This window comes from Mesorhizobium sp. M1406 (genome assembly GCF_040317555.1).
In the GTDB taxonomy this organism is placed as follows: Bacteria; Pseudomonadota; Alphaproteobacteria; order Rhizobiales; family Rhizobiaceae; genus Mesorhizobium.
The window spans coordinates 26,308-40,773 of the sequence record NZ_JAMYKW010000015.1 but is presented as its reverse complement, the minus strand read 5'-3'; the positions used below and the strand labels follow the sequence as shown (position 1 = coordinate 40,773).

At 63.4% G+C, this 14,466-nt stretch carries 13 protein-coding genes; 6 read left to right on the top strand and 7 right to left on the bottom strand.

The window, feature by feature from the left end:
- Nucleotides 1-75: 75 nt before the first annotated feature.
- Nucleotides 76-912 carry a tryptophan 2,3-dioxygenase gene (kynA, locus tag NKH03_RS15200; RefSeq protein WP_352969003.1) on the bottom strand — a complete coding sequence of 279 codons (837 nt, stop codon included), beginning with the start codon at nt 910-912 and terminating at the stop codon, nt 76-78.
- Nucleotides 909-2,534 (bottom strand): AMP-binding protein, encoded by a 1,626-nt coding sequence (locus NKH03_RS15195; RefSeq protein WP_352969002.1) that lies wholly within the window; start codon nt 2,532-2,534, stop codon nt 909-911. The genes kynA and NKH03_RS15195 overlap by 4 nt, the downstream gene beginning before the upstream one ends.
- Before the next feature lie 315 nt (nt 2,535-2,849).
- Between NKH03_RS15195 and NKH03_RS15190 the strand changes: the two genes are divergently transcribed.
- Nucleotides 2,850-3,680, top strand: a complete 831-nt coding sequence (locus tag NKH03_RS15190; protein WP_352969001.1) for a hormone-sensitive lipase — start codon at nt 2,850-2,852, stop codon at nt 3,678-3,680.
- Between the two features lie 49 nt (nt 3,681-3,729).
- On the opposite strand, the gene NKH03_RS15185 is transcribed toward NKH03_RS15190, so the two are convergent.
- Genes NKH03_RS15185 through NKH03_RS15165 form a run of 5 tightly spaced genes read right to left on the bottom strand, consistent with a single transcriptional unit; the run spans nt 3,730 to nt 9,135 of the window.
- Entirely contained in the window at nt 3,730-4,935 is a 1,206-nt protein-coding gene (locus NKH03_RS15185) for a molybdopterin molybdotransferase MoeA (RefSeq protein WP_352968999.1), read from the bottom strand.
- Nucleotides 4,935-5,417 carry a cyclic pyranopterin monophosphate synthase MoaC gene (gene moaC / locus NKH03_RS15180; RefSeq protein WP_352968998.1) on the bottom strand — a complete coding sequence of 161 codons (483 nt, stop codon included), beginning with the start codon at nt 5,415-5,417 and terminating at the stop codon, nt 4,935-4,937. The genes NKH03_RS15185 and moaC overlap by 1 nt, the downstream gene beginning before the upstream one ends.
- Before the next feature lie 2 nt (nt 5,418-5,419).
- Nucleotides 5,420-6,232 carry an indole-3-glycerol phosphate synthase TrpC gene (trpC, locus tag NKH03_RS15175; RefSeq protein WP_352871171.1) on the bottom strand — a complete coding sequence of 271 codons (813 nt, stop codon included), beginning with the start codon at nt 6,230-6,232 and terminating at the stop codon, nt 5,420-5,422.
- A 3-nt stretch (nt 6,233-6,235) separates the two neighbouring features.
- Nucleotides 6,236-7,246, bottom strand: a complete 1,011-nt coding sequence (gene trpD / locus NKH03_RS15170; protein WP_352968997.1) for an anthranilate phosphoribosyltransferase — start codon at nt 7,244-7,246, stop codon at nt 6,236-6,238.
- Nucleotides 7,243-9,135 carry a SurA N-terminal domain-containing protein gene (locus NKH03_RS15165; RefSeq protein WP_352968996.1) on the bottom strand — a complete coding sequence of 631 codons (1,893 nt, stop codon included), beginning with the start codon at nt 9,133-9,135 and terminating at the stop codon, nt 7,243-7,245. The genes trpD and NKH03_RS15165 overlap by 4 nt, the downstream gene beginning before the upstream one ends.
- Nucleotides 9,136-9,278: 143 nt before the next feature.
- On the opposite strand from NKH03_RS15165, the gene tpiA reads away from it, so the two are divergent.
- From tpiA to NKH03_RS15140, 5 genes are all read left to right on the top strand, one after another.
- On the top strand, nt 9,279-10,046 hold the full coding sequence (gene tpiA, locus NKH03_RS15160) for a triose-phosphate isomerase (RefSeq protein ID WP_352968994.1): 768 nt from the start codon (nt 9,279-9,281) through the stop codon (nt 10,044-10,046).
- A 170-nt stretch (nt 10,047-10,216) separates the two neighbouring features.
- Nucleotides 10,217-10,681: a preprotein translocase subunit SecG gene (secG, locus tag NKH03_RS15155; RefSeq protein WP_352968992.1), complete on the top strand. Its 465-nt coding sequence runs from the start codon at nt 10,217-10,219 to the stop codon at nt 10,679-10,681.
- 211 nt (nt 10,682-10,892) lie between these two features.
- Nucleotides 10,893-12,011: a L,D-transpeptidase gene (locus NKH03_RS15150; protein WP_352871180.1), complete on the top strand. Its 1,119-nt coding sequence runs from the start codon at nt 10,893-10,895 to the stop codon at nt 12,009-12,011.
- 136 nt (nt 12,012-12,147) lie between these two features.
- Nucleotides 12,148-13,785: a CTP synthase gene (gene pyrG / locus NKH03_RS15145; protein ID WP_013531733.1), complete on the top strand. Its 1,638-nt coding sequence runs from the start codon at nt 12,148-12,150 to the stop codon at nt 13,783-13,785.
- A gap of 104 nt (nt 13,786-13,889) precedes the next feature.
- Nucleotides 13,890-14,429, top strand: a complete 540-nt coding sequence (locus NKH03_RS15140; protein ID WP_352968991.1) for a DUF1697 domain-containing protein — start codon at nt 13,890-13,892, stop codon at nt 14,427-14,429.
- Nucleotides 14,430-14,466 lie beyond the last annotated feature (37 nt).

Sequence of the window (14,466 nt, the reverse complement as noted above, 5' to 3'; positions counted from 1 at the left end):
CAGTCCTCGGTTGTTCGCGAAGGGTTCCCGCTGCAAGCGCGTCCCCTCGGTGTGCCTGTTCTCATTTCGATGATGTCAGAGCCGTGTGCGGACCGTCCACAGCTCCGGGAACAGCACGATCTCGAGCATCTTCTTCAGGTACGAAGCACCCGACGTGCCGCCGGTGCCGCGTTTCAGGCCGATGATGCGCTCGACCGTGGTGACATGATTGAAACGCCAACGGCGGAAATAGTCCTCGAAGTCGACCAGCTTCTCGGCCAGTTCGTAGAACATCCAGTAGCGCTGCGGGTCGCGGTAAATGGTCTGCCAGGCGACCAGAACCTCTTCATTCTCGGCTCGCGTCTCACGCCAGTCCGTGCGCTTGGCATCAGCGCCGATGTCGAATCCGTTGCGCGCCAAGAGCAGCAGCGCTTCGTCGTAGAGCGACGGCTCCGCCAGGATCGCCTCCAGCTTTCCGCTGAGGTCTGGCCGGTGCTTGTGCGGCCCGAGCATGGCGAGGTTGCGGTTGCCGGCCATGAACTCGATGGCGCGATACTGCCAGGACTGGAAGCCTGATGACTGGCCGAGCGCGTCGCGGAACTCGGTGTATTCGCTGGGCGTCATCGTCCGCAGCACGTCCCAGGCGTTGTTCAGTTGTTCGAAAATGCGGGCGACGCGCGACAGCATCTTGAAGCTCGGCTCGAGGCGATCGGCGCGGATCGAGCGGATCGCGGCACCAATCTCGTGCAGGGCGAGTTTCATCCACAGTTCCGAGGTCTGGTGCTGGATGATGAACAGCATCTCGTCATGCGCTGACGACAGCGGCGTCTGGGCCTCCAGCACCTTCTCCAGATGCAGATAGTCGCTGTAGGACATGCGCTCGTTGAACGACATCTGTGCGCCTTCGGACGCCGGATCGTATGGTTCGCTCAATTGATTTTCTCCGTGCGCAGCCGGAAGCGTTGGATCTTGCCGGTCTGGGTCTTGGGCAGAGCGGCGATGAATTTCACCGACCGCGGGTATTTATAGGGCGCGATCGTTGCCTTGACGTGATCCTGCAGGCGCTTGGTGGTCAACGCGTCAGGCGCCACGCCCTGCACCAGCACGACATGCGCCTCGACGATCTGGCCGCGTTCGGCATCGTCCGCGCCGATCACCGCGCATTCGGCGACGTCAGGATGCGACAGGAGTGCTGCCTCGACTTCGGGCCCGGCAATGTTGTAGCCGGCGCTGACGATCATGTCGTCGGAGCGTGCGGCGAAATGGAAGAAGCCGTCTTCGTCCTGGGTGAAGGTGTCGCCGGTGAGGTTCCAGCCGTCGCGCACGTATTCTTTCTGCCTGTCATCGGCCATGTAGCGGCAGCCGGTCGGGCCTCGCACCGCCAGCCTGCCGGTTGTGCCGCGCGGCACCTCGCGCATCTCGTCGTCGACGATGCGCGCCTCGTAGCCGCCCACCGGCTTGCCGGTCGAAGCGGGCTTCATGTCGATGAGGCGATTGGAGATGAAGATGTGCAGCATTTCGGTGGCGCCGATGCCGTCGAGAATCGGCTTGCCGGTCTTTTGCGTCCACTCCTCGAAAACCGGTGCGGGCAAGGTTTCACCGGCCGAAACGGCGACGCGCAGCGACGACAAATCGGCCCCTTCATCCATGGCCTTCAGCATGGCGCGATACGCGGTCGGCGCGGTGAAGGAGATCGTCGCCCTGTAGGTCTCGATAATGTGGATCATGTTGGGTGGCGTCGCCTGTTCCAGCAGCGTCGCCGCCGCACCGAAGCGCAGCGGGAAGATGGCGAGCCCGCCAAGGCCGAAGGTGAAGGCGAGCGGCGGCGAACCGACAAAGATATCGTCCGGCGTCACCTGGAGGATTTCGCGGGCATAGGCGTCGGCGATGATCAGGAGGTCGCGGTGGAAATGCATCGTCGCTTTCGGCACGCCTGTCGTGCCCGAGGTGAAGCCGAGCAGAGCGACATCGTCGCGGCCGGTGTCGACGGCGGTGAAGATAACCGGCTTGTCGAGAGCGGCACGATCGAGTTCGGCATCATGGTTGGCGGTGCCATCGAAGCCGATGACCTGTTTGAGGAACGCGCTGTCCTTGGCGCAGGCGGTCATCTCGTCCATCAGCCTGGTGTCGCAGAGCGCGATGGTGATTTCCGCCTTGTCGACGATCTTGGCGAGTTCGCCGGCGCGCAGCATCGGCATGGTGTTGACGACCACGGCGCCGGCCTTGGTGGCGGCCAGCCAGCAGGCGACCATGGCGGGGTTGTTGGCCGAACGGATCAGCACCCGGTTGCCTGGCCTGATGCCATAATTCTCGACCAGCGCATGGGCCAGCCTGTTCGTCCAGTCGGACAGTTCCTTGTAGGTGCGGCGGCGGCCATTGCCGATCAGCGCGGTGTGGTCACCGAGGCCCTTCTCGACCAGCCTGTCGGTCAGTTCGACGCCGGCGTTGAGGCGTTCGGGATAGTCGAAACCTTCGAGCAGGAAGTCCGGCCATTGCTCCGGCGGCGGCAAGTGATCGCGCGTGAACGTGTCGATATGCGCTGAAGGCCCAAGCATGTCGCCGCTATCCCGTCTGCTGCCTGGCCGGTGCGCGAGGCGCCTGGCCGGTGTGGTGGATTTGAAGTTCCTGTCCTTCGCGGGAGGCTTCGCGCCACCAATCGTGCCTGCTCGACGATGCCACCGAGAAAGGATGAGCATCAGCGGGGCAGGGCAGCACAGCAGACCTCCCATTTTGTCGGCTGTTCGTCATGGCAGGATCGCACCAGTCGAAATTTGTTTCAAGCCTAAAATGTTTTGTTCCGGAGCATTGACGCATGGCGTGGCGGTGGTCATTGCTAGGTCACAAGCGATGCCGTTCTGGGGAGGGCACAGATGTTCGAACGTCACATTGTCGATTGGGACGATGCCTATGCCAATGGCGCGAACATCGCCGGCAGCGACCGCTGGCCGGCCGCGTGGGCGGAGCCAGCGCAAGCATTTCGTGATGCGCTCTCGGTGGAGGGCCGGGCACGGCTCGACATCGCCTATGGTGACGGGCGGCGCAATCGGCTCGATCTTTTCCTTCCCAATGCCGCGCCCAAGGGGCTGGTGGTGGTCATCCATGGCGGTTATTGGCTGGAGACCGACAAGAGTTTGTGGTCGCACCTCGCCAATGGCGCGGTCAGCAGCGGCTTTGCCGTGGCGATGCCGTCCTACACGCTATGCCCTGACATACGCATTGCCGGCATAGTCCAGGAGATCGGGGCGGCTGTCGGCAAGGCCGCGGCGATGGTCGACGGGCCGCTGATGCTGACCGGACATTCGGCCGGCGGCCATCTCGCCACCCGCATGATAACGACAACCACGCCTCTGGCGGCCGATGTGGCGCGGCGCATACGCCACGTCGTTTCGATTTCAGGCCTCCACGACCTGCGTCCGATCATGCGCACCGGGATGAACAAGGCACTGGCAATCGACGAAGAGGAGGCATCGGCTGAAAGTCCGGCGCTGCTGCGGCCAATGGATGGTGCGCGCATCACTTGCTGGGCGGGTGGTGGCGAGCGCGCCGAATTCCTGCGCCAGAACGCGCTGCTCGCCAACATCTGGACAGGTCTTGGCGCCACCACCAGCACCGTGGTCGAACCCGACCGGCATCATTACAGCATTGTCGACGGCCTTGCCGATCCAGCGCATCCGCTGACACTGACCTTGATCGCGGAATAGCACCGAGATCGTTTTCGATATTACTATTAATGGCTTGTCCGGCGGTTCTTCAGCGCAGCATCAGCACGCTGCAGGCCTCGCCCGCAGCGGCTGCGGCGGCAAACGGCGCCCGCACGATCAGCCCGTTGGCGTCGGCCAGCATTTTCAGCATCGAGGAGTCCTGGATGCCGAACGGGGTCGCCACCAGCGCGCCGTCATCTTCCCTGACCACCGCCCGCACATAGTCCTGGCGCAGATCATTGGCCGGCATAGCGACGCCCAATCGTGCCGGGCGTATATCCTGGCGATGGTCGCGGCCACCGAGCTGTGCCAGCAACGGCTTCAGGAAGAGCTGCGAGCAGACCAGGCTCGCGACCGGGTTGCCGGGCAGGCCTATGCACCTGATATCGCCGAGGCGGCCGAACATCAGCGGCTTGCCGGGGCGCATGGCGATCTTCCAGAAGCCGAGCTTCATGCCTTCGCCGGTCAGAACGTCATGGATCAGGTCGTGATCACCGACCGAGGCGCCACCAAGCGTGACGATGACGTCCGCGCCGGCAGTGACCGCCTTTTTCACCAAGGCTGCAATCGCATCCTTGCGGTCGGCGGCTATGCCGAGATCAAGCGCGCGGGCGCCGACCGATTGTGCTGTCGCGGCAACGCCATAGGCATTGGATGAGATGATCTGGTCCGGTCCGAGTTCGCTGCCGGGCGGCAACAATTCGTCGCCGGTGGCGATGATGGCGACCAGCGGCCGTTTCACCACGCTGACCCGTGGATGATTTGCCGATGCCGCCAGCGACAGCGCCGCCGGGTCGAGCACGCGGCCTTTTTCCAGCAGCACGTCGCCTTTTGAAAAGTCGAGGCCGAGGCGGCGGATATTGCGCCCTTCGGCGGTGGGTTCGATCACTTCGATGTCGCCGCCGCCGAGATCCCGGACATTCTCCTGGATGACGATGGTGTCGGCGCCTTCGGGCACTGGTGCGCCGGTGAAGATGCGCACGGCCTGCGCCTTGCCGACCCTGCCGTCAAAGCCGCGCCCGGCCGGCGCCTTGCCGATCACCGAAAGTCGCGACGGCACCGACGCCACATCGATAGCGCGCACTGCGTAGCCATCCATGGCGGAGGCGTTGAAGGGCGGCTGGGTACGCAGCGCAACAACCGGTGCCGCCAGCACGCGATCCGCCGCCTCGAACAGGGGAACGCTTTCGCCAGCCAAAGGCCCTGCACCCTCGAGCAGGCGCTCGAGCGCGTCGGCGATTGGTACAAGCGCCATCAGCCGCCTGCCTTGTACGAGCCCGACTTGCCGCCGGTCTTTTCGACCAGCCGGATGCCGGAGATGACCATGGCGCGGTCCACCGCCTTGGCCATGTCATATATGGTCAGGCAGGCCACCGAAGCGGCGGTCAGCGCTTCCATCTCGACGCCCGTCTTGCCGGTGACGCGCGCCAGTGCGGTGACCTTCAGGCCGGGCAGAGCATGGTCCGGCTCGATGTCGACGGAGACCTTGGTCAGAAGCAGCGGATGGCAGAGCGGGATCAGCTCATGCGTCTTCTTCGCCGCCATGATGCCGGCGATGCGCGCGGTGCCGAGCACGTCGCCTTTCTTGGCGTTGCCGGCGAGAATCGTCTTCAGCGTCTCGGGTCGCATCGCGACAAAGCCCTCGGCGATCGCCGTGCGTGTCGTCTCCGCCTTGTCTCCGACATCGACCATATTGGCCTCGCCCTGGGCGCCGATATGGGTGAGGGCGGCCGTCATCGTCAGACCACCTCGGCCGCTGCCTTGCCCGTCAGCAGCAGGCGCGTGGCCGCGGTGACATCCTGTTGCCGCATCAGGCTCTCGCCGACCAGAAAGGTGCCGATGTCGCTCTTTCGAAGCCTGAGGCAATCATCATGCGAGAAAATTCCGCTCTCGCTGACCAGCAAGCGGTCGGCCGGCACCATCGTCGCCAGCCGCACTGAGGTATCGAGGTTAGTCTCGAACGTGCGCAGATTGCGGTTGTTGATCCCGATCAGCCGCGACGACAGCTTTAGCGCGCGCTGCGTCTCGGCCTCGTCATGCACTTCGACCAACGCATCCATGCCGAGTTCGAACGCCGTCGATTCGAGGTCGCTGGCCAAGGCGTCGTCGACGCTGGCCATGATGATGAGGATGGCGTCCGCGCCCCAGGCGCGGGCTTCGTAGACCTGATACGGATCGAACAGGAAATCCTTGCGCAGCGCGGGCAGGGCGACGGCGGCTCGCGCCCTGGTGAGAAATTCCGGCGCGCCCTGGAAAGACGGCGCGTCGGTCAGCACCGAAAGACAGGCGGCGCCGCCTTTCGCATAAGCTCGCGCCAACGCTGGCGGATCGAAATCGGCGCGGATCAGACCCTTGGATGGGCTTGCCTTCTTGATCTCGGCGATCAGCGCGAAGGCGCCGGATCTGCGCTTCGCCTCGAGTGCGGCGAGAAAGCCGCGGGGCGCGTCCGCGTCCTTCGCGCGCGCCTTGATTTCGGCGAGCGGCACACGCGCCTTTGCCGCTGCGATCTCGTCGCGCTTGTAGGCCTCGATCTTGCGAAGAATGTCAGACACGCTCTATCCGTTCGAAATCTCGACCAGCCTGTCGAGCACTTGCAGCGCCCGGCCGCTGTCGATGGCTTGCGCCGCCGTCACGATGCCGTCGCCAAGCGTCGTCACCTTGCCCGCCACGACCAGTCCGGCGCCGGCATTCATCAGCACGGTGTCGCGATAGGCGCCGGCAGCGCCACCCAGCATATCGCGCAATGCCTTGGCGTTGTAGTCCGCGTCGCCGCCGCGCAACTCATCCTTGGTGTGGCGCGCCAACCCAACCGCTTCAGGGGTCAAGGTGAAGCTGCGTATCTCGCCGCCGATCAGTTCGGCGACCTGTGTCTCGCCGGTGGTGGTGATCTCGTCATAGCCGTCGCCATGGGCAACCCAGGCATGCTCGGCGCCCAGCGCCTTCAGTGTCTCGGCCACCGGCAGGATCCATTCCGGCAGGAACACGCCGACCATCTGCCGCTTGACGCCGGCCGGATTGGAGAGGGGCCCAAGCAGGTTGAATATGGTGCGGGTGCCGAGCTCGACGCGGGTCGGGCCTACATGCTTCATCGCCGGATGGTGCGCAGGCGCGAACATGAAGCCGACGCCGGCCTCGTGGATGCAGCGGCCGATGAATTCGGGCGAGATGTCGATCTTGACGCCGAGTGCAACCAGCACGTCGGCGGCTCCTGTCAGCGACGACAGGCCGCGATTGCCGTGCTTGGCAACCGGCACACCGCTGCCGGCAATCACAAAAGCCGATGCCGTCGAAATGTTGACGCTGTGGGAATTGTCGCCACCCGTGCCGACGATATCGATGGCGCCGTCCGGCGCTTCGACGCGCAACATCTTGGCCCGCATGGTGGCGACGGCGCCCGAAATCTCGCTCACCGTTTCGCCGCGCACGCGCAGCGCCATCAGGAAGCCGCCGATCTGGCCGGGGGTGGCGTCGCCCGACATGATGATGTCGAAGGCCTCGCGCGCTTCCTCGAAGGAGAGCGCGCTTCCGGTCGCGACCTTGGCGATATGGGTTTTCAGCGCGCTCATCTTGTCGAGGCTTGGGCGACTGCGGCCTGGTCGACGCGAACGTCATACTGCGTCTGCAACTGCGCCACCAACTGGTCGAGCAGATCGTCAGACATGCCGGAAGTGAAGGATTTCCGCGCATCGTCCGGCACCGAGCTGGCATCGGCTCCTGCGGGCTCGAACACTTCGGCGACCTTGTACAGGATCTGCCCGTCGCCGGTGGGCGAGGGGATCAAGCCGGTGCCGCCTTCGCCGACGCCGAACATCGCTGCCGCGCCTTCCTTGCCGAAATCGACATCGTCGGCCTCCCGCTTGACGCCGCGCTTGGTCTGTTTTTCCAGCTTCAGTTCGCCGGCGATGACGTCGAGCGTGGCGCCGGCCTTGAGCCGCTTTTCGAGCTCGTCAGCCTTGGCGGCCAGCCGCTTGGTCGTCTCCGCCGCGGTCCAGTCCGCGACGACTTTCTGACGAACCTCGTCCAGCGTCCGGTCACGAGCTGGCGTAATGGAGGCCACCTCATAGAAAACGAAGCCGTTATCCGCCGTGGTCAAGGCATCGTTTTCGGTGTTGGGTTCCGCGTCGAAGACAGCCTTGATCAACTCCGGTGATTGCGGCAGGTCCTTGACGATGCTTCCGTCGGGCCGCAGGCCGCTGCGGTCGATGGCGTCGATGGTGACGATCTTCAGCTTCAGCTTGGTAGCAGCATCGGCCAGCGAACCGCCGGCTGCGCGGGCGTCTTCGTAATTGTCACGCACGTCCAGAAGGATGCGGCTTGCCTCGCCCAGCGCCAGGTCCTTGCGGATCTGGTCGGACACTTCGGCGAGCGGCTTCACCACCTCGGGCTTGATCTCGGTAACGCGCAGCAACACCGGACCGAAGGCACCTTGCACAACCTGGCTGACTTCATTGGTATTGAGCGCGAAGGCCGCGTCGGCGACCGCCTTGTCGGCGATCTTGTCCTTGGCCAGTGTGCCGAGCAGCGTGTCGGCCGGGGTTTTGCCTTCCGCCGTGACGAGCTTGTCGAATGTTGCACCGGTCTTAAGCGAATCGAGCGCGGCCTTGGCCGCATCCGGCGTCTTGAACACAAGCTGCTCGATGGTGCGCAGTTCCGGCGAGGTGTAGCGCGCCTTGTTCTTGTTGTAGTCGTCGCTGACCTGTTGGTCGGTGACGGCGGTCGTATCCATGATGTCGACCGGTTCGAGGCGGACATAGGAGAATTTGCGGTATTCGGGTGCGGCGTATGTCTTCTTGTTGGCTTCGAAATAGGTGGAAAGCACGCTGTCGGACGGCGCCTCGATCGGCTCGACCAGTGCCTTGGGCAGCGTCAGATACTCGATGGTGCGGTCTTCGCCGCGATAGAGCGCGACAGCCTTGAAGAAGGTATCCGGAGCTTTCAGACCATCAGAGACCGCCTCGACGATCTGCTGGCGGACCGCCACCTGGGCACGGTTCTTCAGATAGTCCTCCGGCCGCATGCCGATCTGCCGCAGCATGTATTCGAACGTTCTGCGGTCGAACTGGCCGCCCGGGCCCTTGAACGCCGGGTCTTCGCGCGTCAGCTCGGCCAGCCGGTCCCTGGACAGGCCGAGACCAAGCTTGCGGGCCTGTTCGTCGAGGACCGCGCCCGAGACGAGCTGCGCCAGAACCTGGTTGTCGACGCCGAGCGCCTTTGCCTGTTCGTGGCTGAGACGCTGGCCGAACTGTTGCGACATAACGGCGAGCTGCCGATCATAGGCGAGACGGTATTCATTGATCGACACCTTGGTGCCGCCAGCGGTTATGACCGAATCATGGCCGGCGAAACCGCCCATCAGCCGCCCGGAAATGCCCCAGGCGGCGAAACTGACCACCAGCAGCGAAAGCAGCGTCTTCGCGACCCAGGTACCCGCCGCGCTTCTCAATACACCAAGCATCGTTACTTCCGATTTATGCGCAATTTCGCATGCGCCGAGTCTGAAACAAGCGCAATAGCGCCCTTCCGGTCCACTGTCGATTGCTTTGTGGGCTGATTTTGGTAGTGAGGGCCAGAGCCCGATATCGCCCGGAGAAGCAAACCATGACGCCAGGAATTCGCCCGCTTGTCGCCGGCAACTGGAAAATGAACGGCACCAGTGCCTCGCTCAACGAGCTCAGGATGATCGGCAACGGTTTCATGAGTGGGCTCGATGCCGAGACCGAAGCGCTGGTCTGCGTTCCGGCAACCCTGCTTGCCCACGCCGCTGAGATCCTGTCGCGCACACCGGTGCATGCCGGCGGTGAGGATTGCCACACCAGGGAGAGCGGCGCCTACACCGGCTGCATCTCGGCGGAAATGCTTAGGGATGCCGGCGCCAGCCACGTCATCGTCGGCCATTCCGAGTGCCGTGAGCAGCGCGGCGAGGATGACGCGACGGTCCAGGCCAAGGCCTCCGCCGCCTGGCGTGCCGGACTCGTGGCGATCATTTGCATTGGCGAGACCCAGCAGCAGCGTGAAGCGGGCGCCACGCTCGACGTGCTGTGGCGGCAGGTCGACGGATCGGTGCCGCCAAGCGCCACCCCGTCCAACACCATCATTGCCTATGAGCCGGTATGGGCGATCGGCACCGGCCTGACGCCAACCGCCGCCGATGTGGCCGAAGCACACGCACATATCCGCGAAAAGCTGTCGGAAAAGCTCGGCAGCGTCGCGGCGAAGGTGCGCATCCTCTATGGCGGCTCGGTCAAGCCTTCCAACGCGGTCGAACTGCTCGGGGTCAGGAATGTCGACGGCGCGCTGGTCGGCGGCGCCAGCCTGAAGGCGGCGGATTTTCTTGCCATCGCCGAGGCTTATCGCAATATCGGTTGAAGATATTCGCCACGCCGGATGGGGCTCCCGGCGCTGGAAATCGTTGCAAAGAAGGCGTTGCTTCCCATATTCCGGCCACGGGCTTGGAAATGCCATCAAAGCATTGTATTGAGCCGCCTCCAATTCACCGGTCGTGTCCGCGGCCGGGCAAGGCCTTGCCAGGATAAACTATGGAAACCGTACTGATCGTCATCCATCTCATGGTCGTGCTCGCCCTTGTCGGCGTGGTGCTGCTGCAGCGTTCCGAAGGCGGCGGCCTTGGCATCGGTGGCGGATCCGGCTTCATGACCGCGCGAGGTGCCGCCAATGCGCTGACGCGTGCGACGGCGATACTGGCGGCTGCTTTCTTCGCCACGTCACTGACACTGTCGATAGTCGCCCGCTATGGCGAGAAGCCGATCGACATCCTCGACCGCGTGCCGGCGACATCGGACGGTGCAGGCAAGGGTGTGCTCAACCAATTGCCCGGCACGACCACCCCGGCGCCCGCAGGCACCACCACGCCGCCATCCGGCAACGACGCCGCGGCTCCGGCGACTGCCCCGGCCAAGGCGCCTGCCGACGGTTCGACGCCGCCGGCAACCAATGGCGCCGCTCCCGCCGCGCCGGCGACCCCGCAGGTTCCGAACCAGTAGTCCTCGGCGCCTGAAGCCGCGATCTGTGGTCGTTTGAACACAGTCGCGGCAAATGCAGCAAGATCACGAAGATTCGATGGGATGAGGCGCGGCCTCGCGCTTGAGGCCCCCGCGCTTATTCGACTATAGATTGCGCGCGGCATTTCCGGCGCCCTTGGGGGGCGCTGGGCGACGCCGTGGGCAACAAGCATAGAACGATCGGATCTTCGCCATGCAGCTTCGCAGCTTCATTTTCCTTGGACTTTGCGCCGTACTCGGCGTGAGTTCCCCCGCTTTCGCTGGCGTTCTGGCCAATATGGCCGCACAGCCTTCGGTTGAAACAACCTCCGCCATCAACGTCGCCGTCAAAAGTGATGCGACGCAATTGAAGCTTCTCAAGAAGAAGAAAAACCCGACACCGGACGATCTAGCCCAGATCAAGAAGATCGAGGCCAAGATCGTTGCCGACAAGGAAGCCGCCAAAGCCAAGGCGCTCGAAGCCAGGAAACTGGCGATGCGCGAGGCGGCCAAGGCCAAGGCCGACGCTGAACGTCAGGCGTTCCTGGCCAAGAAGGGCAAGAGCGCGCCGGCAACCGAGGTGGCCGATGCCAAGCTGGCCAAGAAGCAGGCTGCCAAGATCATCGAGCCAATCGAACCGATCCAATCGGCCGAGCCGCTTCCGGCGGAGGCGATGAACGTTGCCTTGACCGGCAACAATGGCGAGCTGCGCAGTGAGGTTATCGGCCAGAAGCAGCCGAGCAGCGGCGGTCTGTTCGCCGGCCTCTTCGGCGGCACCTCGTCCTCTTCGTCGATTTCATATCTCCCCGAGACGCGGGCTCTTGACCAGGCTCTCGCCAAGAGGGAAGCCAAGAAGCTGTTCAAGGTGAAGCCGGAATTCGTGCCGCAGGACGTGGAATTCAGCGGCTACGCCGCGGGCACCATCGTCATCGACACCAGCGCGCGCCGCCTCTACCTCGTCGAATCGTCCTCCACCGCGCGCCGCTACGCCATCGCGGTCGGCCGCGAAGGCCTGCAGTTCAAGGGCACGGTCGCGGTCGGCGACAAGCAGGAATGGCCGCGCTGGATCCCGACGCTGGACATGCAGAAGCGCGAGCCGAAGCATTACGGCCAGTACAAGGACGGCATGCCTGGCGGTGGCCAGAATCCGCTCGGCGCGCGCGCCATCTATCTCTATGACGGCAAGAAGGACACGCATCTGCGCATCCACGGCACCATCGCGCCGCAGTCGATCGGAACCAGCGCCTCGAATGGCTGCTTCCGGATGATCAACGAGCACGTCATGGACCTCTACAGCCGCGTCAGGGTGGGCACCAAGGTCGTCATCATCTGACGTTTTCGTCATCCTGCCGAAAGGGCCGGCTCAGCCGGCCCTTTTGTTTTGCTTGTTCACGACCCAAGCGCCTTCTTGGGAAAAAACCTTCGCGGTGGTTTTTTCTCTGGCGGAATCAATCCGGCCGCGTTAAGCGATGACTCCCATGGCGCGATATGTATTCATCACAGGCGGCGTGGTTTCCTCACTTGGAAAAGGCATAGCCGCAGCGGCCCTTGGGGCTCTCCTGCAGGCGCGAGGCTATCGCGCACGCATAAAAAAACTCGATCCCTATCTCAATGTCGATCCGGGCACGATGTCACCGTACCAGCATGGCGAGGTTTTCGTCACCGACGATGGTGCGGAAACCGATCTTGATCTTGGCCATTACGAGCGCTTCACAGGGCGCTCCGCCAATCAGCAGGACAACATCACCACCGGCCGGATCTACAAGAACATCATCGAGCGCGAGCGGCGGGGCGATTATCTCGGCGCCACCGTGCAGGTCATTCCGCACGTCACCGACGAGATCAAGAACTTCGTCCTCAACGGCAATGACGACTATGATTTCGTGCTGTGCGAGATCGGCGGCACGGTCGGCGACATCGAGGCGATGCCGTTCCTGGAAGCGATCCGCCAACTCGGCAACGACCTGCCGCGCAACAATGCCGTCTACGTCCATCTGACGCTCATGCCCTACATCCCGACGGCCGGCGAGCTGAAGACCAAGCCGACCCAGCATTCGGTCAAGGAACTGCGCGGCATCGGTATCGCGCCCGACATCCTGCTGGTCCGCGCCGACCGCGCCATTCCCAAGGAAGAGCGAAGAAAACTGTCGCTGTTCTGCAATGTGCGCGAGAGTGCGGTGATCCAGGCGCTCGACGTGCCGCATATCTACGATGTGCCGATGGCCTACCACAAGGAAGGGCTCGATTCGGAAGTGTTGGCCGCCTTCGGCATCGATCCGGCGCCGAAGCCGCGCATGGAGCCCTGGCAGGCGGTGTCCAACCGCATCCACAATCCGGAAGGCGAGGTCACCATCGCCGTTGTCGGCAAATATACCGGCCTCAAGGATGCCTACAAATCGCTGATCGAGGCGCTGTCGCATGGCGGCCTGGCCAACCACGTCAAGGTCAAGCTCGACTGGATCGAATCAGAAATCTTCGAAAAAGAGGATCCGACGCCCTGGCTGGAAAAGGTGCATGGCATCCTGGTGCCAGGCGGCTTTGGCGAGCGCGGCTCGGAAGGCAAGATCCTGGCGGCGAAGTTCGCACGTGAGCGAAAAGTGCCGTATTTCGGCATCTGCTTCGGCATGCAGATGGCCTGCATCGAGGCGGCCCGGTCGCTCGCCGGCGTCGAGCATGCGTCATCGACCGAGTTCGGTCCGACCGAGGAACCGGTCGTCGGCCTGATGACCGAATGGCTGAAAGGCAACATGCTGGAGAAACGCCGCGAGACCGGCGACCTCGGCGGTACGATGCGGCTCGGTGCCTATCAGGCCGAGCTCGCCAAGGGCTCGAAGATTGCAGAGATCTATGGCGACACGCAGATTTCCGAGCGTCATCGCCACCGCTACGAGGTCAATGTCGACTACAAGGAACGGCTGGAGGATTGCGGCCTGGTGTTTGCCGGCATGTCGCCCGACGGCGTGCTGCCGGAAACGGTCGAGTATCCCGATCATCCCTGGTTCATCGGCGTGCAGTATCATCCGGAACTGAAAAGCCGGCCGCTCGACCCGCATCCGCTGTTCGCCAGCTTCATCGAGGCGGCGGTGGAGCAGAGCCGGTTGGTGTAGCTCTAAATCAAAGAGATAGAGCATGATGTCTGGACAAACGGTGCCCGTTTGTCCGAGAAAACCGCTTCACACTTTTCGGCATCATGCTCTAGGCCGGCGGGACGATGCAGACCTACATCGCGCTGCTTTACAGCATCATCCTGGGCGAGGGGCGACGGGTCGTCATGGCCGACCTCAAGGCGATGGTCGAAGAACTCGGGCTGAAGAACCCGCGCACGCTGGTGGCGACTGGTAATCTGGTCTTCGAGAGTGAAAAGACCTCGATCGCCACGCTCGAAAAGCGGCTTGAGGCAGCCTTCGAAAAAGCCTTTGGCAAGCATGTCGAAATCATCGTGCGCACCGCAAACGATTGGCTGAAGGTTGCCGCCGGCAATCCGTTTCCGGACGAATCGAATGCGACCGCGGATCAGGTGGCGGTGCGGGTGATGCGCCAGCCCGTGCCCGACGAAGCCATCGCGGCGCTCAAATCCTATGTCGGCAAGGACGAAAAGATGCAGGCCGTCGGCGGCGATATCTGGATTGTCTTCTCGCGCGCCAGTTCACGGCTTCTGACGGCAACCAGCCACAAGCGTCTGGGCATCGGTACATCGCGCAACTGGAACACGGTGCGCAAACTGGCCGAGATGGTGGACAATAGGCAGTAGGCAGTAGGCAGTAGGCAGTAGGCAGTAGGCAGTAGGG